General features: G+C 61.8%; 21 protein-coding genes. 7 read left to right on the top strand and 14 right to left on the bottom strand.

The window, feature by feature from the left end; all coding sequences use genetic code 11:
* Positions 1 to 201 precede the first annotated feature (201 nt).
* Positions 202 to 1,593 carry an L-cystine transporter gene (locus tag AB7M25_RS02060; protein ID WP_429388332.1) on the top strand — a complete coding sequence of 464 codons (1,392 nt, stop codon included), beginning with the start codon at positions 202 to 204 and terminating at the stop codon, positions 1,591 to 1,593.
* Between the two features lie 121 nt (positions 1,594 to 1,714).
* On the opposite strand, the gene AB7M25_RS02055 is transcribed toward AB7M25_RS02060, so the two are convergent.
* Positions 1,715 to 2,227, bottom strand: coding sequence for a dihydrofolate reductase (locus AB7M25_RS02055; protein WP_429388329.1), 513 nt, complete (start codon positions 2,225 to 2,227; stop codon positions 1,715 to 1,717).
* Between the two features lie 85 nt (positions 2,228 to 2,312).
* Between AB7M25_RS02055 and AB7M25_RS02050 the strand changes: the two genes are divergently transcribed.
* Both AB7M25_RS02050 and AB7M25_RS02045 read left to right on the top strand, forming a co-directional pair.
* Complete coding sequence (locus AB7M25_RS02050; RefSeq protein ID WP_454236931.1) at positions 2,313 to 3,683, top strand: DUF2868 domain-containing protein; 1,371 nt, start codon at positions 2,313 to 2,315, stop codon at positions 3,681 to 3,683.
* Entirely contained in the window at positions 3,676 to 5,052 is a 1,377-nt protein-coding gene (locus AB7M25_RS02045) for a GTPase/DUF3482 domain-containing protein (RefSeq protein WP_429388325.1), read from the top strand. Before AB7M25_RS02050 ends, AB7M25_RS02045 begins: the two co-directional genes overlap by 8 nt.
* Before the next feature lie 127 nt (positions 5,053 to 5,179).
* On the opposite strand, the gene AB7M25_RS02040 is transcribed toward AB7M25_RS02045, so the two are convergent.
* The 6 genes from AB7M25_RS02040 to AB7M25_RS02015 all read right to left on the bottom strand — a co-directional run bounded on the left by AB7M25_RS02040 (position 5,180) and on the right by AB7M25_RS02015 (position 13,091).
* Entirely contained in the window at positions 5,180 to 5,737 is a 558-nt protein-coding gene (locus tag AB7M25_RS02040) for a phosphonate degradation HD-domain oxygenase (protein ID WP_429560369.1), read from the bottom strand.
* A gap of 135 nt (positions 5,738 to 5,872) precedes the next feature.
* Positions 5,873 to 6,898 (bottom strand): putative 2-aminoethylphosphonate ABC transporter substrate-binding protein, encoded by a 1,026-nt coding sequence (locus tag AB7M25_RS02035; RefSeq protein WP_429388320.1) that lies wholly within the window; start codon positions 6,896 to 6,898, stop codon positions 5,873 to 5,875.
* A gap of 34 nt (positions 6,899 to 6,932) precedes the next feature.
* Complete coding sequence (locus AB7M25_RS02030; RefSeq protein WP_454236930.1) at positions 6,933 to 8,657, bottom strand: putative 2-aminoethylphosphonate ABC transporter permease subunit; 1,725 nt, start codon at positions 8,655 to 8,657, stop codon at positions 6,933 to 6,935.
* Positions 8,657 to 9,733: a putative 2-aminoethylphosphonate ABC transporter ATP-binding protein gene (locus tag AB7M25_RS02025; RefSeq protein ID WP_454236929.1), complete on the bottom strand. Its 1,077-nt coding sequence runs from the start codon at positions 9,731 to 9,733 to the stop codon at positions 8,657 to 8,659. Before AB7M25_RS02025 ends, AB7M25_RS02030 begins: the two co-directional genes overlap by 1 nt.
* A 216-nt stretch (positions 9,734 to 9,949) precedes the next feature.
* Entirely contained in the window at positions 9,950 to 10,813 is an 864-nt protein-coding gene (locus AB7M25_RS02020) for a LysR family transcriptional regulator (protein ID WP_454236928.1), read from the bottom strand.
* A 16-nt stretch (positions 10,814 to 10,829) separates the two neighbouring features.
* Complete coding sequence (locus tag AB7M25_RS02015; protein WP_454236927.1) at positions 10,830 to 13,091, bottom strand: heavy metal translocating P-type ATPase; 2,262 nt, start codon at positions 13,089 to 13,091, stop codon at positions 10,830 to 10,832.
* Positions 13,092 to 13,184: 93 nt separating this feature from the next.
* On the opposite strand from AB7M25_RS02015, the gene cadR reads away from it, so the two are divergent.
* Positions 13,185 to 13,634 (top strand): Cd(II)/Pb(II)-responsive transcriptional regulator, encoded by a 450-nt coding sequence (gene cadR / locus AB7M25_RS02010; protein ID WP_429388309.1) that lies wholly within the window; start codon positions 13,185 to 13,187, stop codon positions 13,632 to 13,634.
* Positions 13,635 to 13,761: 127 nt separating this feature from the next.
* Here cadR and AB7M25_RS02005 read toward each other — a convergent pair whose 3' ends face one another.
* From AB7M25_RS02005 to AB7M25_RS01995, 3 genes are all read right to left on the bottom strand, one after another.
* Complete coding sequence (locus AB7M25_RS02005) at positions 13,762 to 14,733, bottom strand: thymidylate synthase (protein WP_414929500.1); 972 nt, start codon at positions 14,731 to 14,733, stop codon at positions 13,762 to 13,764.
* Between the two features lie 49 nt (positions 14,734 to 14,782).
* The gene (gene lgt / locus AB7M25_RS02000) at positions 14,783 to 15,595 is read right to left on the bottom strand and encodes a prolipoprotein diacylglyceryl transferase (RefSeq protein ID WP_007976415.1); all 813 of its coding nucleotides are present in this window, start codon (positions 15,593 to 15,595) and stop codon (positions 14,783 to 14,785) included.
* A 97-nt stretch (positions 15,596 to 15,692) separates the two neighbouring features.
* A complete protein-coding gene (locus AB7M25_RS01995) occupies positions 15,693 to 16,475 on the bottom strand; it encodes a sulfite exporter TauE/SafE family protein (RefSeq protein ID WP_102700000.1) in 783 nt (260 codons plus the stop codon).
* A gap of 134 nt (positions 16,476 to 16,609) precedes the next feature.
* Between AB7M25_RS01995 and AB7M25_RS01990 the strand changes: the two genes are divergently transcribed.
* Positions 16,610 to 17,356 (top strand): NRDE family protein, encoded by a 747-nt coding sequence (locus tag AB7M25_RS01990; RefSeq protein WP_429388303.1) that lies wholly within the window; start codon positions 16,610 to 16,612, stop codon positions 17,354 to 17,356.
* Positions 17,357 to 17,480: 124 nt separating this feature from the next.
* On the opposite strand, the gene ptsP is transcribed toward AB7M25_RS01990, so the two are convergent.
* Both ptsP and AB7M25_RS01980 read right to left on the bottom strand, forming a co-directional pair.
* Positions 17,481 to 19,760: a phosphoenolpyruvate--protein phosphotransferase gene (gene ptsP, locus AB7M25_RS01985; RefSeq protein WP_429388300.1), complete on the bottom strand. Its 2,280-nt coding sequence runs from the start codon at positions 19,758 to 19,760 to the stop codon at positions 17,481 to 17,483.
* A gap of 22 nt (positions 19,761 to 19,782) precedes the next feature.
* Positions 19,783 to 20,262, bottom strand: a complete 480-nt coding sequence (locus AB7M25_RS01980; protein WP_003229203.1) for an RNA pyrophosphohydrolase — start codon at positions 20,260 to 20,262, stop codon at positions 19,783 to 19,785.
* Positions 20,263 to 20,405: 143 nt separating this feature from the next.
* Between AB7M25_RS01980 and AB7M25_RS01975 the strand changes: the two genes are divergently transcribed.
* Positions 20,406 to 21,062: a histidinol-phosphatase gene (locus AB7M25_RS01975; RefSeq protein WP_429560365.1), complete on the top strand. Its 657-nt coding sequence runs from the start codon at positions 20,406 to 20,408 to the stop codon at positions 21,060 to 21,062.
* A gap of 102 nt (positions 21,063 to 21,164) precedes the next feature.
* Here AB7M25_RS01975 and AB7M25_RS01970 read toward each other — a convergent pair whose 3' ends face one another.
* Both AB7M25_RS01970 and ilvA read right to left on the bottom strand, forming a co-directional pair.
* Positions 21,165 to 21,590, bottom strand: coding sequence for a DUF2269 domain-containing protein (locus AB7M25_RS01970; RefSeq protein WP_429560364.1), 426 nt, complete (start codon positions 21,588 to 21,590; stop codon positions 21,165 to 21,167).
* Between the two features lie 39 nt (positions 21,591 to 21,629).
* Positions 21,630 to 23,144, bottom strand: a complete 1,515-nt coding sequence (gene ilvA, locus AB7M25_RS01965) for a threonine ammonia-lyase, biosynthetic (protein ID WP_429519208.1) — start codon at positions 23,142 to 23,144, stop codon at positions 21,630 to 21,632.
* A gap of 269 nt (positions 23,145 to 23,413) precedes the next feature.
* Between ilvA and rpiA the strand changes: the two genes are divergently transcribed.
* Positions 23,414 to 24,088 (top strand): ribose-5-phosphate isomerase RpiA, encoded by a 675-nt coding sequence (rpiA, locus tag AB7M25_RS01960; RefSeq protein WP_454236926.1) that lies wholly within the window; start codon positions 23,414 to 23,416, stop codon positions 24,086 to 24,088.
* The last annotated feature ends 33 nt before the right edge of the window (positions 24,089 to 24,121 follow it).

Here is a 24,121-nt window from a genome sequence, read left to right as displayed (position 1 = left end):
ATAAGTGTGACAGTCCTCGTCTGTCAGCGACCGCCCGCGTCCCTTTCGCGCCAATTGCATTTCTGACAGCGACACCCGCTTATTCCAAAAACGACGGATACCATACGTTTTTGATATTAATTCATTAGTTTTCAAGCTGTTAGGCTTGCTGGTTCGCGGTTGCCCAAGGGTGCAACCGGCACAAGTCTTATCGGAGTCTTCATGAATCTGCCGCTGATCCTCAATCTGCTGGTGTTCCTCGCTTTGCTCTTCGGCCTGGCGCAAACCCGCCACACGACATGGAGCCTGGCGAAAAAAGTCCTGCTCGCGCTGGTGCTGGGCGTGGCGTTCGGTGTGGCGTTGCACACTGTCTACGGTGCCGGCAACCCGGTACTGAAAGCCTCGATCGGCTGGTTCGATCTGGTGGGTAACGGCTATGTGCAGTTGCTGCAAATGATCGTGATCCCGCTGGTGTTCGCCTCGATCCTCAGCGCCGTGGCCCGTCTGCACAACGCCTCGTCACTGGGCAAGATCAGCTTCCTGACCATCGGCACGCTCTTGTTCACAACGGCCATCGCAGCACTGATCGGCATCGGCCTGACCAACCTGTTCGGCCTGACCGCCGAAGGCCTGGTGGCCGGCACTCAGGAAATGGCGCGCCTGCAGACCATCCAGACCGATTACGCCGGCAAGGTCGCCGACCTGAATGTGCCGCAGTTGCTGCTGTCGTTCATCCCGCAAAACCCCTTCGCCGACCTGGCGCGGGCCAAGCCGACGTCGATCATCAGTGTGGTGATTTTCGCTGCGTTCCTGGGTGTCGCGGCGCTGCAATTGCTCAAGGATGATGCCGAGAAAGGTCAGAAAGTGATCAACGCCATCGACACCCTGCAAGCCTGGGTAATGCGTCTGGTGCGTCTGGTGATGAAGCTGACCCCGTACGGCGTGTTGGCGCTGATGACCAAAGTGGTCGCCGGTTCCAACCTGCAAGACATCATCAAGCTGGGCAGTTTCGTGGTGGTGTCCTACATCGGCCTAGGCCTGATGTTCGTGGTGCATGGCGTGCTGGTGTCGGCCGCCGGGATCAACCCGCTGCGGTTCTTCCGCAAGATCTGGCCGGTGCTGACGTTTGCCTTCACCAGCCGCTCCAGCGCAGCGACGATTCCGTTGAGTATCGAAGCGCAGACCAGCCGCCTGGGCATCCCGCAGTCCATCGCCAGTTTCGCCGCTTCGTTCGGCGCGACCATTGGCCAGAACGGCTGTGCCGGTCTGTACCCGGCGATGTTGGCGGTGATGGTGGCGCCGACCGTGGGCATCAACCCGCTGGACCCGCTGTGGATCGCGACGCTGGTGGCGATTGTGACGCTGAGCTCGGCCGGTGTGGCCGGTGTCGGTGGTGGCGCGACCTTTGCCGCGTTGATCGTGCTGCCGGCAATGGGCTTGCCGGTGTCACTGGTGGCGTTGCTGATTTCGGTCGAGCCGCTGATTGATATGGGGCGTACGGCGCTGAACGTGAGTGGTTCGATGACGGCCGGGGCGATCACCAGTCAGGTGATGCAGCAGACGGACAAGGCGCTGTTGGATGCGGATGAGCATTCGGCGTTGGCGCACGCTTAAAATTCTACGTTGCCTGACCTGCCCTCATCGCTGGCAAGCCAGCTCCTACAGGGATCTATGGTGTTCACGCAATAGGTGATTCACCTTGGATACTGTGGGAGCTGGCTTGCCAGCGATGCTTTCAGACTTTTTCCCAAACTTCGAAGTTGTACGCTGGCTTACCGTCTAATGCCGGGTTTTCAACGTTGGAAACCAGTTTCCACTCCTTCAAATCAAACTCCGGAAACCAGGCATCCCCTTCCGGGCTCAACGCCACGCGGGTCAGGTACAACCGATCAGCCTGCGCCAGCCCTTGCGCATACAACTGCGCGCCGCCAATCAGCATCAGTTCATCGACACCCTGTTCCTTCGCCCATGCTTCGGCGCGAACGACGGCGGCTTCCAGCGACGGATAAACCTCCGCGCCTTCGAGCTGCAGATCCGCCTGGCGACTGACCACGATGTTCAGGCGGCCCGGCAGCGGACGACCGAGGGAATCCCAGGTCTTGCGACCCATGATGATCGGCTTGCCGAGGGTGGTGGCCTTGAAATATTTGAAGTCCCCCGGCAAGTGCCAGGGCATGCTGTTGTCGACGCCGATCACACGGTTTTCACCGAGGGCTGCGATCAGGCTGAGGGGGAGTGATTTAGTCATGCCGGCGAGGATACCAGAGCCTCGCTTTCGCCGATAAGCGCCACAGCGGTTATGCTCACAGCTCATTTAAGCGACGGGATGCCGCGTGACTGAACTCAATACCCTCTGGCTGACAGAAACCATCCGCCTGCGTGAAGAACACGCAGGCCCCCTGGAAGACCTGGAAGCCAACCGACTGGCCCGCAGCGCCGGCGGCGATTTGCCGGCGCGCATTCAACGCCGCGCCCTGTGGCTCGCTGAACGCGATGGCCTGACTACAGCCCTCAAACACTGGCTGCAAGGCGCGCGGTTGGCGCTGCTGGTGTTGGCGGTACTGGCCGTGATCAGCGGCGCCGGCCTGGCCTTCGCGGCTATGGGCGACGGCCTGCACCCGGTGAATGTGTTCTGGGCCCTGGGCAGCCTGCTTGGGCTCAATCTGGTCCTGCTGCTGAGCTGGGCGTTGGGACTGGTGTTTGCCGGCGAACACGGCGCCAGCCTCGGACGCCTGTGGCTATGGCTCAGTGAAAAACTCGCTCGTGACGCGAAAGCCGCGCAGTTGGCCCCCGCCCTGCTCCTGTTACTGCAACGGCAGAAACTCAATCGCTGGGCCATTGGCGTGCTGGTCAACAGCCTGTGGCTGCTGGCGATGCTCAGCGCGCTGGTGATCCTGCTGATGTTGATGGCGACCCGGCGCTACGGCTTCGTCTGGGAAACCACGATCCTCAGTGCCGACACCTTTATCGCCGTCACCCAGGCGCTGGGTGCGTTGCCGGCCCTGCTTGGCTTCAGTGTGCCGACCGTAGAGATGATCCGCGCCAGTGGCGATGCCGCACTCAACATCGAAAGCGCCCGCCAGGCCTGGGCCGCCTGGCTGGTGGGTGTGCTACTGGTCTACGGCGTTTTGCCGCGCCTGCTACTCGCGCTGTTTTGCCTGTGGCGCTGGAAGACAGGGCAAACAGCGCTGCGTCTGGATTTGAACCTGCCCGGTTACGCGCAGCTGCGCGAACGCTTGATGCCCACCAGCGAACGCCTCGGCGTCAGCGATGCGGCACCGGCGCAACTGCATCGCGTGGAAAGCGGTGTCACCGAGCAGCACAGCGACGGTGCGCTGTTGGTCGCCATCGAACTGGACGACCAACGCCCGTGGCCACCGCCATTGCCGAAAACCGTGAGCAACGCCGGCATCCTCGACAGTCGCGAATCGCGGCACAAACTCCTCGAACAACTGAGCCGCTTCCCCCCGGCACGCCTGGCCATCGCCTGCGATCCACGGCGTTCGCCGGATCGCGGCAGCCTGGCCTTGATTGCCGAACTGGCCCGCAGCGCCAGCGCCACCCGCGTGTGGTTGCTGCAGGCGCCGCCCGGTGAAGCACTGGACGCCGAGCGCCTGGGCGACTGGCACTTGGCGCTGCAACAGCTTGAGTTGCCGTTTGCCGATTGTGCACCGATGAACTGGCTGGAGACGGGTCATGACTGACACCAGGAAGCAGCCTCTGAAACTCGCTGTGGTCGGTCACACCAACGTCGGTAAAACCTCGTTGTTGCGCACCCTGACCCGCGATGTCGGTTTCGGTGAAGTGTCCCATCGTCCCAGTACCACGCGGCACGTCGAAGGCGCGCGGTTGTCGGTGGACGGCGAGCCACTGCTCGACCTCTACGACACCCCGGGCCTGGAAGACGCCATCGCCCTGCTCGATTACCTCGAACGCCTGGAACGCCCGGGTGAACGCCTCGACGGTCCGGCACGCCTGGCGCGTTTCCTTGAGGGCAGCGAAGCCCGGCAACGCTTCGAACAGGAAGCCAAGGTGCTGCGCCAGTTGCTGGCGTCGGATGCCGGTCTTTATGTGATCGACGCCCGTGAGCCGGTGCTGGCCAAGTATCGCGACGAGCTGGAAGTGTTGGCCAGTTGCGGCAAACCCTTGCTGCCGGTGCTGAATTTCGTCAGCAGCGCCAACCACCGCGAACCGGCCTGGCGTGAAGCGCTGGCGCGGCTGGGTCTGCATGCCCTGGTGCGTTTCGACAGTGTCGCGCCGCCGGAAGATGGCGAGCGTCGACTCTATGAAAGTCTCGCCCTGCTGCTGGAAACGGCCCGGCCACAACTCGAGCGCCTGATCGCCGATCAGCAGGCCCAGCGCCTGGCTCGCCAACAAAGCGCGGAGCGACTGATTGCCGAATTGCTGATCGATTGCGCGGCTTGCCGGCGCAGCGTGGTCAGTGAAGCCGAGCAGGAACAACAGGCGATCAGCGAATTGCGCAAGGCCGTACGCCAGCGTGAGCAGCGTTGCGTCGAGGCCCTGCTCAAGCTCTACGCCTTCCGCCCACAGGATGCCGCGGCCAGTGATTTGCCGCTGCTCGATGGCCGTTGGGGCGATGACCTGTTCAACCCGGAAACCCTCAAGCAACTGGGTGTGCGCGTCGGTGGTGGTATCGCGGCGGGTGCTGCTGCGGGGGCCGGGGTCGATTTGCTGGTGGGCGGGATTACGCTCGGCGCCGCTGCACTGGCCGGCGCCATCGCCGGTGGCGCCCTGCAAACCGCGCGCAGTTATGGCAGCCGCTTGCTGGGCAAGATCAAGGGCCAGCGCGAACTGACGGTGGATGACAACGTGCTGCGCCTGTTGGCGCTGCGCCAGCGGCAATTGCTGCAAGCGCTGAACGCCCGTGGGCATGCGGCGATGGACAGCATCCAGGTGGCCACGCCTCAGGACAAGAGCTGGCGCGAAGGCAAGCTGCCCGAGGCGTTGAACAAGGCGCGGGCGCATCCGCAGTGGTCGTCGTTGAACCCGCATCCGAAGTTGAATCAGGCGGAGCGGCAGGAGCAGGTTGAGGTGTTGGCAAGAGATTTGTAGGGGCTGATCCGGCGCCTTCGCGGGCAAGCCCGCTCCCACAGGCTCTGTGGTGCACACAAGATCTGTGTCACCACAAATCATTGTGGGAGCGGGCTTGCCCGCGATGGCAGCGACTCGTTTTAAAGGCTCACGCCGCCAACAACCGCACCGCCTTGTCTTTCAACACAGCCAGATCAATCACCGGCACATGCATTTCCTTGGCCTGCTCATTCCACTGGCGCATGCGCAAACTGACTTTGCACAACGGGTCCTGCTCGAAGGCATCGGCTTCGGCTTCGGTCATCACACCCCCCTGATATTCCAGGGTCCGGCGACTGGCTTCGCTCAGGCGTTCGTAGTACCCCGGTTCCCTGAGTGTCAGATAACGCTTGGCCTGGACGTGGTACTCCACCAACCGAGCCAGGCGTTCGCTGAAGCCGGCATTGCGCAAATAATCGGCGCCCAGTCGTTCGTGGCTGACCACGCCATAGCCGCCCATGTTCTCGGCACCCTCGGCGCAGATGTGCCCGATATCGTGGAAGAACGCCGCCAGCACGACTTCGTCGTCGAAGCCTTCGGCCATCGCGCATTGGGCAGCCTGGGACATGTGCTCGATCTGCGACACCGGCTCGCCGATGTAATCGCTGTCGCCAAAGCGCTCGTAGAGGGCGAAGACCTTGGCGACGGTTTGTTCATGGCTGTGCATCGGAAGTCTCCCGATCAGTGAGACTGGTGGTGAATGGTAGACCGCTTTCGCGGGCAAGCCCGCTCCCACATTGGAACGCATTTTCCTGTGGGAGCGGGCTTGCTCGCGAAGAGGCCCTTTCAGCCGATAAAGATCTTACTTGGCCGCCACTTTCTCGGACTTGCCGTCATAACGCTTGCGCCATTCGGTCAGGATGTCATCGCGATTCTTCGAGGCCCAGGCGAAGTCGTTCTTGATCAGGCGCTGTTCGTAGTCGGCTGGCAGTTCGGTTTGCGGCTTGGCGATGCCAGGCTGGGCGAGCACGGCGAAGTTTTCTTTGTACAACTCCATCGCCTCAGGGCTGGCGGAGAAGTCAGCCAGTTTCTTCGCGGCTTCCTCGTGGGCAGTGCCCTTGATCACGGCAGTCGCTTCGATTTCCCAGCCCAGGCCTTCCTTCGGCAGGATGATGTCCAGCGGTGCGCCCTGGCGTTTCAGTTGAACGGCCGGGTACTCGAAGGAGATACCGATCGGGAATTCACCCGCAGCCGCCAGTTTGCAAGGCTTGGAACCGGAGTGAACGTACTGGCCGATGTTCTGGTGCAGGCCGTCCATGTAGGCCCAGCCCTGCTTCTCGCCGAAGGTTTGCAGCCAGGCGCTGACGTCGAGGAAGCCAGTGCCGGACGATGCCGGGTTCGGCATGACGATCTTGCCTTTGTACTCAGGCTTGGTCAGGTCTTGCCAGCTCACGGGCTTGGTCAGGCCCTGCTTCTCGGCTTCGACGGTGTTGAAGCAAATGGTCGCGGCCCAGACGTCCATGCCGACCCAGGCTGGCGGGTTGGCGGCGTCGCGGTAGTTGACGCCGATCTTGCCCAGGTCCTTCGGTGCATAGCTTTGCAGCATGCCCTGCTGGTCGAGGATCGCCAGGCTGGAAGCCGCCAGGCCCCACACGGCGTCAGCCTGCGGGCGGGCTTTTTCGGCGAGCAACTTGGCCGTGATGATGCCGGTGGAATCACGCACCCACTTGATTTCGACGTCCGGGTTGGCCTTTTCGAAGGCTTCTTTATAGGTTTTCAGCTGTTCGGCTTCGAGGGCGGTGTACACCGTCAACTCGGTCTTCGCCGCAAAGGCGTTCAGGCTGAAAGCGGTGAGGACAGCAGCGGCCAGGGCCAGGGGCTTGAACATGATCGTTTTCCTGTAGTTGAGTTGAGGGTGTGGATCAGTGACCGGGCGCGGTCTGCCGCCAGGCCTGGGAGCGGCGCAGCAAACCGCGCGAGGCCCAGGCCAGCAGCAGGGACACGCCCGCCGAGGTGAACAGAATCAGGGTCGACATCGCCGCCGCGCCGCCGACGTTGCCGGCGTCGTCCATGTTCAGCACCGCCACCGCCGCGAGGATGGTGTCGGGGCTGTAGAGGAAGATCGCTGCCGAGACGGTGGTCATGGCCGAGACGAACAGGTAGCGCACGATGTCCAGCAAAGCCGGCAGGCAGATCGGCACGGTGACGCGCAAGTAGTGGCGGTACAGCGGCGCCTTGAGCGACAGCGCGGCGGCTTCGAACTCGGCATCGAGTTGACGCAATGCGGTGGTGGCGGTCATTTGCGCGGTGGTCAGATAGTGCGCAATGGTGCAGACGATCAGCAGGGTCATGGTCCCGTACAGCGCATGCAGCGGGTTGCCGGTGAGGTTGAAAAAGAAGACGTAACCCAACCCCAACACCAGGCCCGGCACCGCCATCGGTACGAAACTGAGCATGCGCAAGGTCAGGTTCAGGCCGCGCTGGCCCCTGGTTTTTTCCATCAGGTAGGCGCCGGTGAAAATCAGCAGGCTGCCGATCAACGCCGTGCCCAAGGCCATCTTCAAGCTGTTGCCATAGGCCTGCCAGCCACCGCCGGCGGTTTCATTGAACTGGTAGTGGTTGAGCGACAGCGACAGGTTGTACGGCCAGAACTTCACCAGCGACGAGAACACCGCCATGCCGAACACCAGCAGCAACGCAGCGCTGATCAACAAGACGATGGCCAGGTAGCACGCGTCGCGCAGTTTCGATGGTGCAGGCTTGAACACCTGGGCACGACCGCTCATGGCGTCGCCGTGACGGCGACGCAACCAGGCATCGACGCCAAAGCTGAACAGCGCCGGCAGCAACAACACCATGCCGATCAAGGCACCGCGGCCGAATTGCTGTTGGCCGACCACGGCTTTATAGGCTTCCAGTGCCAGCACTTGATAGTCGCCACCGACCACCACCGGAACCCCGAAATCAGTGATGGTCAGGGTGAACACCAGGCAGAACGCTGCGAAAACCGCCTGACGGGTCGCCGGCCAAGTGATGCTGCGGAACGCTTTCGCCGGACTGGCGCCCATGCTTGAAGCCGCATCGAACAGTCGCGCATCCGCCAGGGACAAGGCCGACAGAAGAATCATCAAGGCGTGCGGGAAGGTGTAGATCACCTCACCCAGAACAATGCCCCAGAAGCCGTAGATGTTGTCCGAGAGCAGGCCACGCAGCATGCCCTGGTTGCCGAACAGGTAAACCAGCGCAATCCCGGGCAGCATCGACGGCGCCATCAATGGCAGCAGGGAAATGCCACGCCAGAGGCCTTTACCCGCAATCATGGTGCGTTGCAGCGCGTAGGCAAACAGGTAAGCCAGGGGTACGACAATCGCCGCGACGCTGAGGGAAACCTTCAGACTGTTGCCGAGCAACCAGTGGAAGTTCTCGCTGGTCACCAGTTCTTTCGCAGCAACCCAACCACCACCCTGCCCGGCTTCAGCGCTGAAACCACGCCAGAAGATCGCCAGCAACGGCATCAATACGGCAACACCCAACAACACCAGCAGAAGCACTTTGCCGCCGACCACGAACAGCCGGTCACCGATCTCGGCACGGGAAGTCTGCCGAACCTGCTTGTGTGGCAGCGGCAGCGCGATGTTCGCGCTCATCAGGCAAACACCTGCAGGCTGCGTGGCGGCAAGGCGACCATGATCTGCTGGGCGCCAAGGCGCGGCATGGCTTCCGGTGCCAGTTCCGCCAACAGCGCATGGCCCGGCAAATGATCGAGTTCGAAGCTCATGCGGCAGCGGTTGCCGAGGAAGGTGATCTCACGAACCTTGGCCGGGAACAGGTTTTCCTCGTGCACCAGCGGATTGACGTTGATCGCTTCGGGGCGGCAGAACAAGCGGCCCGAGGCGGTCTTGGCGCTGCCGTCGGCCAGGCGCATGTTCATGCCGCCGACCTGGGCGTGGCTGTCGCTGCTGCGCTGGAACGGCAACCAGTTGCCCTGGCCGACGAACTCCGCCACGAACGGCGTGGCCGGGCGGTTGTAGATTTCCTGCGGCGTGGCGTACTGCTCGACTTTGCCGTTGTTCATCACGGCGATACGGTCAGCCATCAGCATGGCCTCGTCCTGATTGTGGGTCACCATCAGGGTGGTGATGCCGAGGTTGCGTTGCAGCTGGCGCAGTTCGGTGCACAAATGCTCCCGCACCCGGGCATCGAGGGCCGACATCGGCTCGTCGAGCAGCAACAGCGAAGGCGCCGGGGCCAGAGCGCGAGCCAGTGCAACCCGCTGCTGCTGACCACCGGACAACTGACCGGGATATTTTTTCTCGCTGCCGCTCAGGCCGACCAGTTCCAGCATCTGACCGACTCGCTGGCGAATCGGGTCGCGACCATTGCCGGCGAGGCCGTAAGCAATGTTCGCTTCAACGGTGAGATTGGGGAACAACGCGTAGGACTGGAACAGAATGCCGTAGTCCCGCGCCTGGGGCGCCATGTGGGAAACCTCGCGATCACCCAGGTACAACTCGCCGCGGTCCTGCTTTTCCAGGCCGGCGATGCAGCGCAGCAAGGTGGTCTTGCCACAGCCCGACGGACCCAGCAGGCACACCAACTCACCGGCCGCCACGTCGAGTGAAACGTTATCCAGCGCCGTGAAAGCGCCGAAACGTTTCTGTACGCCGCGCACCTTCATCGGGGCGCCAGGATTGGTCAGGGCAGTAGCGATCGAGTTGTTCATGGACGGACCTCATCTAGCAGATGAAGGCCATCCTAGGGTTGTAATGAGTCCGTCATGTGGCAGTAAGGCAAAAACTGCCGATAGTGGTATTCAAGGATTTTGGTTGAGTGTTGTCTGATCTGACGCTATCGCTGGCAAGCCAGCTCCTACAAGGTTTCGCATTCCCCTGTAGGAGCTGGCTTACCAGCGATGAGGCCCGAACAGTCACCGAAGATGTCAGACCGGCGCCATTTCCTGCGCTAACCCCAGAAACGCCGCCGGCAACCGCGCGCCTTTGCGTTCCTTGAGGCAATACAGGTATTCGGGAATCTGCGGCGCATTCTCGATGGTCAGCACCCGTAGTTGCGGATCATGGGGTACTTCCTGCCGGGCGATGATGCTGATGCCGATGTTGCGCAGCACCGCCTCGCGGATCGATTCGCGGCTGCCGATCTCCAGCAGCGGCCCAAAACTCACCCCGGCGCTGGCCAGCAACGCTTCGGTCAGGCGGCGGGTGGTCGAGCCCGGTTCGCGCATCAGCAGGGTATGCCCGGCCAGGGCGCCAAGTGGTACGTGATCATGAACCGCCAGTGGATGATTGCGATGCACCGCCAGCACCAGCGGATCGCTGCCGAGCACCCGGCGAATCAGGCGCGCGTCATCGAGCAACTGCGACGACGCCGCGACATCGACCCTGTACTCTTCCAGCGCTTCGAGTACTTGCTGGGAATTGCCGATTTCCACCGACACCTCCACCTGCGGCAAGCGCTCGCGAAAGGTTTTCACCAGGTCGAGGATGTAATACGGCGCCGTGGCGGCAATGCGCAATGTGCCTTGGACCTGGCCGCAGTTACGCAGGAAAAACTCGATGTCGGCTTCCTGCTGCATCAGCACCTTGACCATCGGCAGCAGCCGCGCCCCCTCCTCGCTGACACTGAGACGCCGACCGCCACGGTAGAACAGCTCGACCGAATACTGACTTTCCAGGTTGCGGATCTGCGTCGTCACCGTCGGCTGGCTCAGGCCAAGCTTTTTGGCAGCCTGGGTAATGCTGCCCAGGCGGGCCACCATGTAAAACGCCTTCAGCTCGGCACTCAGCACAACCGCCCCTCATTCTTTACTTGCGCAGCAGGCGCAAACCGTTGAACACCACCAGCAAACTCACGCCCATGTCGGCGAACACTGCCATCCACATGGTAGCGACCCCGGCGAAGGTTACCCCAAGAAAGATCGCCTTGATGACCAACGCCAGGGCGATGTTCTGTTTGAGGATGCTCGACGTCTGCCGCGACAGGCGAATGAATGCAGGGATCTTGCGCAAATCATCGTCCATCAGGGCGACATCGGCGGTTTCGATAGCGGTATCGGTGCCCGCGGCGGCCATGGCGAAACCGATCTCGGAACGCGCCAGCGCAGGCGCGTCGTTGATACCGTCGCCAACCATCCCGACCCGGTGCCCCTGGGCATAAAGGGCCTCGATAGACTGCAATTTGTCCCCCGGCAACAGGTCGCCCCTGGCTTCGTCGATGCCGACCTGCGCGGCAATGGCTTGCGCGGTGTGGACGTTATCGCCAGTGAGCATCAGGGTTTTGATCCCCAGGTCATGCAGTTGCTCGATGGCTTCGCGACTGGACGCCTTTACCGTATCGGCGACAGCGAACAGTGCCAAAGGACCGAACGCATCAAGCAGCAGCACCACCGACTTGCCCTGCTTTTCCAGGGCAAACAGTTTTTCTTCCAGTGCTGGCGAACACAGCCCGAGGTCCTCCACCAGACGATGGTTGCCCAAGTGGTAGAGCTGGCCGTTGATCTCGCCGCGCACACCGCGCCCGCCCAGGGCTTCGAAGTTATCCACAATCAGCGTCGCGCTTTGGTTATCCACAGCCGCTTTGGCGATGGCCAGGGAAACCGGGTGATCCGAGCGCCCGGCCAGCGCGGCGGCAATGGCCGGGGTCGATGCATCGGCGGTCGGGTCCAGCGACAGGTAATCGGTCTGCACCGGCTTGCCGTGGGTGATGGTGCCGGTCTTGTCCAGGGCCAGGTAGTCGAGCTTGTAACCGCCCTCCAGATAGACCCCGCCCTTGACCAGGATCCCTTTGCGCGCCGCCGCCGCAAGACCGCTGACGATGGTCACTGGCGTGGAAATCACCAGTGCGCACGGGCACGCCACCACCAACAACACCAGCGCCCGATAGATCCAGTCAAACCACAACGCGCCCATGAACAGCGGTGGGATAACCGCCACTGCCAGCGCAAGGACAAACACTGCCGGGGTGTAGATTTTCGAAAATTGATCGACGAATCGCTGGGTCGGCGCCCGCGCGCCTTGCGCCTGTTCAACGGCGTGGATGATGCGGGCCAGGGTCGAATTACCCGCGACGGCGGTGACCGCGTACTCAAGGGAACCGGCCTGATTGATGGTACCGGCGAACACTTTGTCGCCGACGGTTTTCTCCACCGGCAGACTTTCCCCGGTAATGGGCGCCTGATCGATGGTCGAACGCCCGGACAGCACTTCGCCGTCCAGACCAATGCGTTCGCCGGGACGCACCCGCACCCGTGCGCCGATTTCGATGATTTTGACATCCTGCTCGACCCAACTGCCGTCGGCCTGCAACACCGTCGCCTGCTCCGGCGCCATCTGCATCAGCCCGCCGATGGCATTGCGCGCACGATCCAGGGAGCGAGCCTCGATCAGCTCGGCCACGGTGAACAGGAACATCACCATCGCCGCTTCCGGCCATTGACCGATCAGGACGGCGCCGGTGACGGCAATGCTCATCAGTGCGTTGATATTCAGATTGAGGTTCTTGAGCGCGATCCAGCCCTTTTTATAGGTGCCGAGACCGCCGCTGAGGATGGACACCAGCGCAATGACCGCGACCACCCAATCCGGCGCGGTAGCGGTGAAGTGGATGACTTCCGCCAGCAATGCGCCCACACCGGACAACGCCAATGGCCACCAGTGTTTCCTGTCGGGTTTCGCTGCCGGTGTTTCAGTCCCCTGCACCAGCGGTTCGGCGTGCATGCCCAGGGACTTGATCGCCTCGATGATTGGCTCGGTGCCTGGCAAATCGTGGGTCACGCCGAGCACCCGGTTGATCAGATTGAACTCCAGCTGCTGCACGCCTGTCAGCTTGCTTAGCTTGTTCTGGATCAGCGTCTGCTCGGTCGGACAGTCCATCGCCTCGATGCGAAAGCTGCTCAGACGGGCACCCGCCGTCGGCGATTCGCTCAGGGTGACCCGCGCAGGCGCTGCCGTTCTTGATGAACAGCAAGCGTCGCCGTGACCGCCATGGTCATGCTTGGGCAAGGGCCGGAGCTTAACGCTGATTTCATGTTCGGCCACAGGTTTGTGGGTATGCTGAGAATCGCTCATTGGTTGCGTCCATAAGAGTGCCTGTTGCCCAGTAAAGACCCTGTAGCCACTATAGGGTCAAGCACCCATTTTGGAGTTTTGGAGATTGTCGTCATGAAGATTGGAGAATTGGCGAAACTCACGGACTGCGCCGTAGAGACGATCCGCTACTACGAGCGCGAGAACCTTTTGCCGGAACCGGCCCGCAGTGACGGCAACTATCGCGTCTACACCCAGGCCCACGCCGAGCGCCTGACCTTCATCCGCAACTGTCGCACCCTCGACATGACCCTCGAGGAAATCCGCAGCCTGCTGGCGTTTCGCGACAGTCCGCAGGACCAGTGCGAAAGCGTCAACGCACTGATCGACGAGCACATCCATCACGTCAAGGCGCGGATCGACGGCCTGCTGGCCTTGCAGGCACAACTGCTCGACCTGCGCCAACGCTGCGGCGAGGGGCCGGGTATCGATCAATGCGGGATTTTGCAGCGGCTGGAAGTGAGCGGCGGGGTTGTGCCGACAGAGGCTGAGCACTCCCATGTCGGCCGCAGTCACGGCCACTGACACAATCCCCCTGTAGGAGCGAGCTTGCTCGCGATGAACTCAAGGACGACGCATTTTTTCAGACAATACGCGTCATCGTTCACGTACATCGCGAGCAAGCTCGCTCCTACAGGTGGATGCGTGAACTTCAGACCGCCATCGGTGCGGTCATTGGCGCGTGGTGCTCGTAGCCTTCCAGCGAGAAGTCGCCCGGCTCCACCAGCTCCAGCCATTCCGGCTGATACACACCTGTCTTGGCAAACTCCGGCACACGGTCGGAAATCACCAGTTTCGGCATTGGGAACGGTTCACGCTTGAGCTGTTCGTTGAGCATGTCCAGGTGATTTTCGTAGACGTGCGCATCACCGATGAAATAGGTGAACCAGCGTGGCGTGTAGCCCGTCAGGCGACCGATCAGGCTCAGCAGCGCGGCGCCTTCGGTGAGGTTGAACGGCGTGCCCAGGCCCAGGTCGTTGGAGCGGATGTAGAGGGTCAAGGAGATCTCCCTGGTCTCGACATTCGGGTGGAACTGGTACAGCAGGTGGCACGGCGGCAAGGCCATTTCATCAAGCTGGGCGCAGTTCCAGCCGTGGAACAGGATGCGACGGCTGCCCGGGTCCTTGATGATGGTGTCGATGCACTGGCGAACCTGGTCGATGGCCTTGTACAGCACCACATAGGCCTGGCCGTCTTCCTCGCCTTCGGCAATCTGGCGATAACCTTGCTTGAGGGTCTGCTCGATGGCGGCCGGGTTGCTGAGCGGAATCTGCTTGTACGCTGGCCATTTGCGCCATTGCACGCCGTAGATTTCACCAAGGTCGTCTTCGCCCTGGCGGAACGGGTTGGCCAGCCACTGGGCGTTTTCGTTGGCGTTCTGGTCCCAGACCTTGCAGCCCAAGGCACGAAATTCGGCAGCGTTGTTCACGCCACGCAGGAATCCGCACATTTCGCCGATGGCCGATTTGAAGGCCATCTTGCGCGTGGTGATCGCCGGAAAACCTTCCTGCAGGTCATAACGCAGCATCGCACCGGGAAAACTGATGGTGTTCACGCCGGTACGGTTGGCCTGCTTGGTGCCGTTCTTGATGACGTGGGCGACCAGTTCGAGATATTGCTTCATGAGTTACCTGTGTCCTTGAACCCGCAGCCATCGCTGCGGGGTTCGAATTTTATACGGCTGCCGCTGGCGTTGCCGGGGCGCGGTGATACGCCAGCCAGATCAGGACCAGACCGCCGACGATCATCGGCAGGCACAGCACCTGGCCCATGGTCAGCCAATTCCAGGCCAGATAGCCCAGTTGCGCGTCCGGTACGCGGACGAACTCGACGATGAAACGGAAGATGCCATAGAACAGCGCGAACATCCCCGATACCGCCATGGTCGGCCGCGGCTTGCGCGAGAACAGCCAGAGGATCAGGAACAGCGCCACACCTTCGAGGGCGAATTGGTATAGCTGCGAGGGGTGACGCGGCAACTGCGCCGGGTCGCTGAACGGCGGGAAGATCATCGCCCACGGCACGTCGGTCGGCTTGCCCCACAGCTCGGCATTGATGAAGTTGCCGATACGCCCGGCCCCCAGGCCAATCGGCACCATCGGCGCAACGAAATCCATCAGCTGGAAGAACGACTTGTTGTTCTTTTTACCGAACCACAACGCCGCCAGCATCACGCCGATGAAACCGCCGTGGAACGACATGCCGCCCTTCCACACTTCGAAAATCAGCGTCGGGTTGGCCAGATAGGCGCTCAGGTCGTAGAACAGCACATAACCCAGGCGCCCGCCGACGATCACCCCCATCGACATCCAGAACACCATGTCGGAGAGTTTCTCCTTGGTCCAGGTCGGGTCGAAGCGGTTCAGCCGGCGGGAGGCCAGCAGCCAGGCGCCGCCGATGCCGATCAGGTACATCAGGCCGTACCAGTGGATTTTCAGCGGACCGATGGCCAGGGCCACCGGGTCGATCTGCGGGTAAGGCAGCATTGCGACTCCTCGTTAGAGTTCAAATCTTAAAAATTCCCGGGCGACGCTGCCACCTCAGGATTAAGCCAGGATTGCGCTGTGCGTCAGAGCAGATGCTTCAGACTAGAAAGTTCAGACCGACGCAGAACAGCAAAGCGGCAAACAGCCTTTTCAGCAACCTCGGCGACAACCTGTGGGCCAGTCGCGCGCCCAAACGGGCGAACACCATGCTGGTCAGGGCAATGCCCAGCAGCGCCGGTAAATAAACAAAACCGAGACTATGGGCCGGAAGCAACGGTTCGTGCCAGCCCAGAATCATGAAACTTAATGCACTGGCCAAGGCAATCGGCAGCCCACAGGCCGATGAAGTGGCCACGGCTTGCTGCATCGGTACGCTGCGCCAGGTCAGGAATGGCACGGTCAACGAACCGCCGCCAATGCCGAAAATCGCCGAGGCCCAGCCAATCACGCTGCCGGCCACGGTCAGACCGAGTTTGCCCGGCACGGTTCGGCTGGCCTTGGGTTTGACCTCCAGTGCCAATTGAGCTGCGATCACCAGGGCAAATACACCAATGAGTTTCTGCAGGTTGGGGCCGGAAATCGCTTCCGCCGTCAAGGCGCCGAACCCGGCACCGATCAGAATGCCGACGGTCATCCACATGAAGATCGGCCAACGCACGGCGCCACGGCGGTGATGCTCGCGGACCGCGTTGACCGAGGTAAAGATGATCGTCGCCAGGGACGTCCCCACCGCCAGGTGCGTGAGGATCGACGGATCGAACCCTTGGGCCTTGAAGCTGAACACCAGCACCGGGACGATGATGATCCCGCCACCCACGCCAAACAGCCCGGCAAGCACACCTGCACAGGCGCCGAGCGCCAGATAGAGCAGAAATTCCATGGTTGTCCCGCCCGCATCCCCAAAACCGGAGCGGCATGGTAACGGATGCATGGCCTCAAGCTCCACTGTGCAAGGCGATGGATCGATGAGCGATGTCTGCGTAGAGTGGGCAAAAAACACACAAGGACTCCCTTATGTGCCTGATTGTTTTTGCCTGGCGACCGGGTCATGCCCAGCCGCTGGTCGTGGCGGCCAATCGCGACGAATTCTATGCCCGCCCCAGCCTCCCTCTGGCGCCATGGCCCGAAGCGCCGCAGGTGCATGCGGGGCGTGACCTCGAGGCCGGCGGCACCTGGCTCGGTGTCGGTGCCAACGGACGTTTTGCGGCGCTGACCAACATCCGTGACCCTCACCGACCGCCAGGGCGCAAATCTCGTGGGGAGCTGGTCGCGCGGTTTCTCACCGGGGAACTGACAATTGACGACTATTTAGCCGACGTTGTCGACCGTTCGCTGGAGTATGGTGGCTTTAACCTGCTGGTCGGCAATCCCCATGAGCTCTGGCACTTCAATCAACGGGAATCGGAAGCCGTCATGCTGGCCCCGGGGGTCTACGGGTTATCCAATGCCGGGCTGGATACGCCGTGGCCAAAGCTGCTCAAGGCCAGGGCGGCGTTGAGCGAGGTGCTGGATGATCCGCAGCCTCAGGCACTGCTGGCGTTATTGAGCGATGCGCAGACCGCGCCGTTTGCCGAGTTGCCGGATACCGGCGTGGGGCTGGCGACCGAGACGTTGCTGTCGAGTGTGTTCATTGCCAGCCAGAGTTATGGGACGCGGGCGAGTACGGCGTTGATTGTGCAGGCGGATGGCACGCGGCATATCGTCGAACGCAGTTTCGGGCCGTATGGCGGGCATCTTGGGGAAGTGGAGATTCTGGTTTAGCGGCGCCTGGACGGACGCTATCGCTGGCAAGCCAGCTCCCACAGGGCTCTTCGGCGAACACAAATTTTGTGAACACCTGAAAAACCTGTGGGAGCTGGCTTGCCAGCGATAAGGCCAGCAGGGTTTAGAGGGCTTTGATCGCCGCCGGATTGATCATCCGCGCTAACCCGAGGTTCTTCAGCGCCAGTTGCAGCGAGCTGTGGATAACCTGCGGGTTGTCGATGGTCATCAGCTCGGCCAGCAATTCCCGGGCCTTGCTCAGGTTGATCTGGCGCAGCATCCACTTCACCTTCGGCAAGTTGGTGGCGTTCATCGACAGGCTGTCGAAACCCATCGCCATCAACAGAACGGCCGCCGCCGGGTCACCGGCCATTTCACCGCAGATGCTCACCGGCTTGCCTTCGGCATGGGCGTCACGCACAACGTTCTGCAATGCCTGAAGCACCGCCGGGTGCAGGTAGTCGTAAAGGTCGGCGACCCGCGGGTTGTTGCGGTCCACGGCCAACAGGTATTGGGTCAGGTCGTTGGAACCGACCGACAGGAAGTCGACTTGCCGCGCCAGCTCCTTGGTCTGGTACACCGCCGCCGGGATTTCGATCATCACGCCAATCGGCGGCATCGGCACGTCACAGCCTTCGTCGCGCACTTCGCCCCAGGCGCGGTGGATCAGGTGCAGTGCTTCTTCCAATTCATGAATGCCGGAGATCATCGGCAGCAGAATGCGCAGGTTGTTCAAGCCTTCGCTGGCCTTGAGCATGGCACGGGTCTGCACCAGGAAGATTTCCGGGTGGTCGAGGGTGACGCGAATGCCGCGCCAGCCGAGGAACGGGTTGTCTTCCTTGATCGGGAAGTACGACAGTGACTTGTCGCCACCGATGTCCAGGGTGCGCATGGTCACCGGTTGCGGGTGGAACGCGGCCAGTTGTTCGCGGTAGATCGCCAGTTGTTCCTTTTCGCTCGGAAAACGCTGGTTGATCATGAACGGCACTTCGGTGCGGTACAGGCCCACGCCTTCGGCACCGCGCTTCTGCGCCCGCGCCACGTCCGCCAGCAGGCCGGTGTTGACCCACAGCGGCATGCGGTGGCCATCGACCGTGATACACGGCAGATCGCGCAGCGCATCCAGCCCGAGGGCCAGTTGCTTCTCTTCCTCGACCACTTCGGCGAACTGCTTGCGCAGCACGTCACTCGGGTTGGTGTAGACCTCGCCATGGTAGCCGTCGACGATCATCTGGATGCCGTCGACCTTGGAGTACGGCAGGTCGACCAGGCCCATCACGGTCGGGATGCCCATGGCGCGGGCGAGAATGGCGACGTGGGAGTTACCGGAACCGAGCACCGACACCAGGCCGGCCAGCTTGCCTTCCGGCACCTCGCCAAGCATCGCCGGCGTCAGTTCTTCACTGACCAGGATGGTGTTGTCGGGGTAGACCAGGGTTTGCTGGCGCTCTTCCTGCAAATAAGCCAGCAAGCGCCGGCCGAGGTCCTTGACGTCCGAGGCGCGCTCGCGCAGGTAGGCGTCGTCCATCAATTCGAAACGGTTGACGTGATCGGTGACCACCTGGCGCAACGCGCCCTGGGCCCACTGACCGGTCTTGATCACCGTGGTGACTTCGCTGCCCAGCGCCGCATCGTCGAGCATCATCAAATAGACGTCGAACAAGGCGCGCTCTTCCGGGCGCAACTGCGTGGCGAGCTTGGCTGACAACGCGCGCATGTCGGCGCGCACGCCTTCGATGGCGGTCTTGAACAACCCGAGTTCGGCGTCGATGTCAGTGATGGTCTTGTCCGGCACCACGTCCAGATCGGCCGGCGGCAGCATGACCACCGCCGTACCCACAGCCGCACCCGGCGAACCCGGCACGCCGACGAACTTGGCTTCCTGGATGCCTTTGCCCTGACGACCAAGGCCACGGATCGAACCGGTGGCTTCGGCGTGGGCGATAACGCCGGCGAGCTGCGCGCTCATGGTCACGAGGAAGGCTTCTTCACCTTCATCGAACTGACGACGTTCTTTTTGCTGAATGACCAACACGCCGACGACGCGGCGGTGGTGAATGATCGGTGCCCCGAGAAATGAGGCGAAGCGCTCTTCACCGGTCTCGGCGAAGTAGCGGTAGCGCGGGTGGTCCGCAGCGTTTTCGAGGTTCAGGGGTTCTTCGCGCGTACCGACCAGGCCAACCAGACCTTCGTTGGGTGCCATGCTGACTTTGCCGATCGAGCGCTTGTTCAAGCCCTCGGTGGCCATCAGCACGAAGCGGTTGGTCTCGGGGTCAAGCAGGTAGACCGAGCAGACCTGGCTGCCCATGGCCTCTTTGACGCGCAACACAATAATCCCCAACGCCGCCTTGAGATCCTTGGCGGAGTTAACTTCCTGGACGATCTTGCGCAGCGTATTGAGCATGGCTCGGGGTCGAACTCCGTCGTCAGTCGCGCGCTAAAAGGCGCGGGGCAAGCTCTTTGAGAGCGCGTCGATACACCTCGCGCTTGAATGTCACCACCTGGCCCAACGGATACCAATAGCTGACCCAGCGCCAGCCATCGAATTCCGGTTTACCGGTCAAATCCATCCGCACCCGCTGCTCGTTGGAGATCAGGCGCAGGAGAAACCATTTCTGTTTCTGGCCGATGCACAGCGGTTGGCTGTGGGTACGTACCAGACGTTGCGGCAAACGATAGCGCAACCAGCCCCGGGTGCAGGCGAGAATTTCAACATCTTCGCGCTCCAGGCCTACTTCTTCGTTCAGCTCGCGGTACAAGGCGTCTTCCGGCGTCTCTTCGGGGTTGATTCCCCCCTGCGGAAACTGCCAGGCATCTTGATTGATTCGGCGAGCCCATAGCACCTGGCCGGCGTCATTCGTCAGAATGATCCCGACATTGGGGCGAAAACCATCGGGGTCGATCACGGCAACAACCTCGCAAACGCATGTCGCCGCATTGTTCCACAAAGGTTGTTAAGGCGGCAACGAAGGTTCCTACCTTATGTGCACTCTTGTGAAAAGACCGTATTCTTGTCGCCTTTTTACTGACTTTTCAGCGGGTAACTGCAATGCGCCTGGCTTTATTCGATTTGGACAACACCCTTCTGGGCGGTGACAGCGATCACGCCTGGGGCGATTACCTGTGCGAGCGCGGCTTTCTCGACGCCGTCGCCTACAAGGCGCGCAACGATGAGTTCTACCAGGATTACCTGGCCGGAAAACTGGATAACGCTGCTTACCTGAACTTCTGCCTGGAAGTCCTCGGGCGCACCGAAATGGCTACGCTGGATCAGTGGCACAGCGACTACATGCGCGACTGCATCGAACCGATCGTGCTGCCCAAGGCTATCGAGTTGCTGGCCAAGCACCGCGCCGCCGGCGACAAACTGGTGATCATCACCGCGACCAACCGCTTCGTCACCGGGCCGATCGCCGAGCGCCTGGGCGTCGAAACCCTGATCGCCACCGAATGCGAAATGGTCGACGGCCGCTACACCGGACGCAGCACCGATGTGCCGTGCTTCCGCGAAGGCAAGGTGACGCGGTTGAATCGCTGGCTGGAAGAAACCGGGTTTACGCTGGAAGACAGCTACTTCTATAGCGACTCGATGAATGATTTGCCGTTGCTGGAGCAGGTGACGAATCCGATCGCTGTCGATCCTGATTCGAACCTGCGGGCCGAGGCTGAGAAGCGGGGCTGGCCGGTCATCAGTTTGCGCGATTGAAGACGCCATCGCCGGCAAGCCGGCTCCTACAGGTAATGTGGCGCACAACTCAACCCTGTAGGAGCTGGCTTGCCAGCGATAGGACCGACTCGGTCTTATGCCTTAAACCGGCTTGGCGCCCATCAACCCGGCAATGGCGATAAAACAGACAAAACTGAACAACGCCAAGGCAAAGGTGAATTTCCCCACGCTGCCCGGCGCCTTGCGCAGCTTGTTCAGCCGCACCAGCAGCCAGAACCACGCCAGTGCCGCCACGGTGTACAACACACTGGAGGCCAGCAACCAGGTCTGTCCCAACGGCCAGCCCACCAGGTGCACCATCCACCAGCCGGTAAACGGCATGCTCAGCAGCGCCAGCCCCATCAACAGCCAGACAAATACACGTGGCCGTTGCAGGGTGCGGCTTCCCGCCGTCGCATCACCCTTGCGCCGCGCAAGCCAAACCCAGACGCCCAGACCCAGCGCACAGGCCAGCAGTACAACCGTTGCCACCATGTGCGCCGCTTTCAGGGCAGTTAACGTTTCCATTGTTCGATTTCCTTATGACCTGCCCATCAGCGTAGCCCCTCAGCCAAGAAACAGCTGGTAGGCCGGGTTGTCACTTTCATCCCAGTACGGGTAACCGATTTCTTCCAGCGCCGCCGGCACCAGGTGACGCTCGTCGTGCGGCACTTGCAGGCCCGCGACGACCCGGCCATCCGCCGCACCATGGTTGCGGTAATGGAACATCGAGATGTTCCAGCGCCCGCCGAGCTTGTTGAGGAAGTTGAACAGCGCCCCCGGACGCTCCGGGAATTCGAAACGCAGGATCACTTCGTCGACCACATGTGCCGCACGCCCGCCGACCATGTGGCGGATGTGCAACTTGGCCAGTTCATTGTCGGTCAGGTCCAGCACCGGGAAACCTTGTTCGCTCAGGCTGGCGATCAGGGCGCTGCGCGGGTCGTTTTCCGGGTGGGTCTGCACGCCGACAAAGATGTGCGCTTCGCTGCCGGTGTTGTAGCGGTAGTTGAATTCGGTGATCTGGCGCTTGCCGATGGCTTCGCAGAACGCCTTGAAGCTGCCCGGTTTCTCGGGAATGGTCACGGCGATGATCGCTTCGCGGCCCTCGCCCAGCTCCGCGCGCTCGGCGACGTGGCGCAGGCGGTCGAAGTTGACGTTGGCCCCGGAGTCGATGGCGACAAAGGTCTGGCCGCTGACGCCGTGCTGCTCGACATACTTCTTGATCCCGGCCACGCCCAATGCACCGGCAGGTTCGGTGATCGAGCGGGTATCGTCGTAGATATCCTTGATGGCGGCACAGATTTCGTCGGTGCTCACGGTAATCACTTCATCGACATGGTCCTTGCAGATGTCAAAGGTGTGCTGACCGATCTGAGCCACCGCAACCCCGTCGGCGAAGATGCCCACGGTCGGCAACACCACTCGCTCGCCCGCCGCCATGGCGGCTTGCAGACAATTGGAGTCATCCGGCTCGACGCCGATGATCTTGATGTCCGGGCGCAGGTACTTCACGTACGCCGCAATGCCGGCGATCAGGCCGCCACCGCCCACCGGGACGAAAATCGCATCCAGTGGCTGTGGGTGCTGGCGCAGAATCTCCATCGCCACGGTGCCCTGCCCGGCAATGGTGTGGGGATCGTCGTACGGGTGAATGTAGACGTAGCCTTTTTCATCGACCAGTTTCAGCGAGTAGGCCAAGGCTTCCGGGAACGAATCGCCGTGCAGCACCACTTTAGCGCCGCGCGAGCGCACGCCTTCGACCTTGATCTCGGGGGTGGTCTTTGGCATGACGATGGTCGCCTTCACACCCAGCACCTTCGCCGCCAGGGCCAGGCCTTGCGCATGGTTGCCCGCCGAAGCCGTCACTACGCCGCGGGCGCGCTCCTCGTCGCTCAACTGGGTCAACTTGTTGTAGGCGCCGCGAATCTTGAAGGAGAACACCGGCTGCAAGTCTTCGCGCTTGAGCCAAATGCTGTTGCCCAGCCGCTCGGAAAGCTGGCGGGCAGACTGCAAGGGGGTTTCTACGGCAACGTCATAAACGCGCGAGGTGAGGATCTTTTTGACGTACTGTTCAAGCATCGGAAAGCATCACTGAGCGGGTTGGGCGGGACCAAGGAGTCTAACCCGGCTTTCAGTTACACGACCACCTGTTGTAGGAGCGAGCTTGCTCGCGAAAAACGCAATGGCACCGCTGAACATCTATTTTCGCGCGTTATCGTTCACGATCATCGCGAGCAAGCTCGCTCCTACAGGGAACGGTCACGAACCGCCAATCGGGCAATGACCTTCCCCGCCCCGGGGCCTATAATGCCGGCCTTTCGTTCCCTCCTCGGCACTCCGGAGCCCGCATGAACCAGGATCAACTCAAACAGGCAGTGGCCCAGGCCGCCGTCGACTTCATCCTTCCGAAACTCGACGACAAGAGCATCGTCGGGGTCGGCACCGGCTCCACCGCCAACTGCTTCATCGATGCCCTGGCCCAGCACAAGGGCGCATTCGATGGCGCCGTCGCCAGTTCCGAAGCCACCGCCGCGCGCCTCAAGGGCCACGGGATTCCGGTGTACGAACTGAACACCGTCAGCGACCTGGAGTTCTATGTCGACGGTGCCGATGAAAGCGACGAGCACCTGAACCTGATCAAGGGCGGTGGCGCCGCCCTGACCCGCGAGAAGATCGTCGCGGCCGTGGCCAAGACGTTCATCTGCATCGCCGATGCCAGCAAACTGGTGCCGGTCCTCGGTACTTTCCCGCTGCCGGTGGAAGTCATCCCGATGGCCCGCAGCCATGTGGCCCGCGAACTGGTGAAGCTCGGTGGCGACCCGGTCTACCGCGAAGGCGTGCTGACCGACAACGGCAACATCATCCTCGACGTGTTCAACCTGCAGATCACCAACCCGGTGGAGCTGGAGACACAGATCAACGCGATCGTCGGCGTGGTCACCAATGGTTTGTTCGCGGCGCGTCCGGCGGATCTGTTGCTGTTGGGTACCAGCGAAGGCGTGAAGACCCTGCGCGCACAGTAAGCCACACACAACTTTTGTAGGAGCTGGCTTGCC

The sequence above is a fragment of the Pseudomonas sp. AP3_22 TE3818 genome (assembly GCF_053628995.1).
This window is presented reverse-complemented; position numbering and strand designations above follow the sequence as displayed.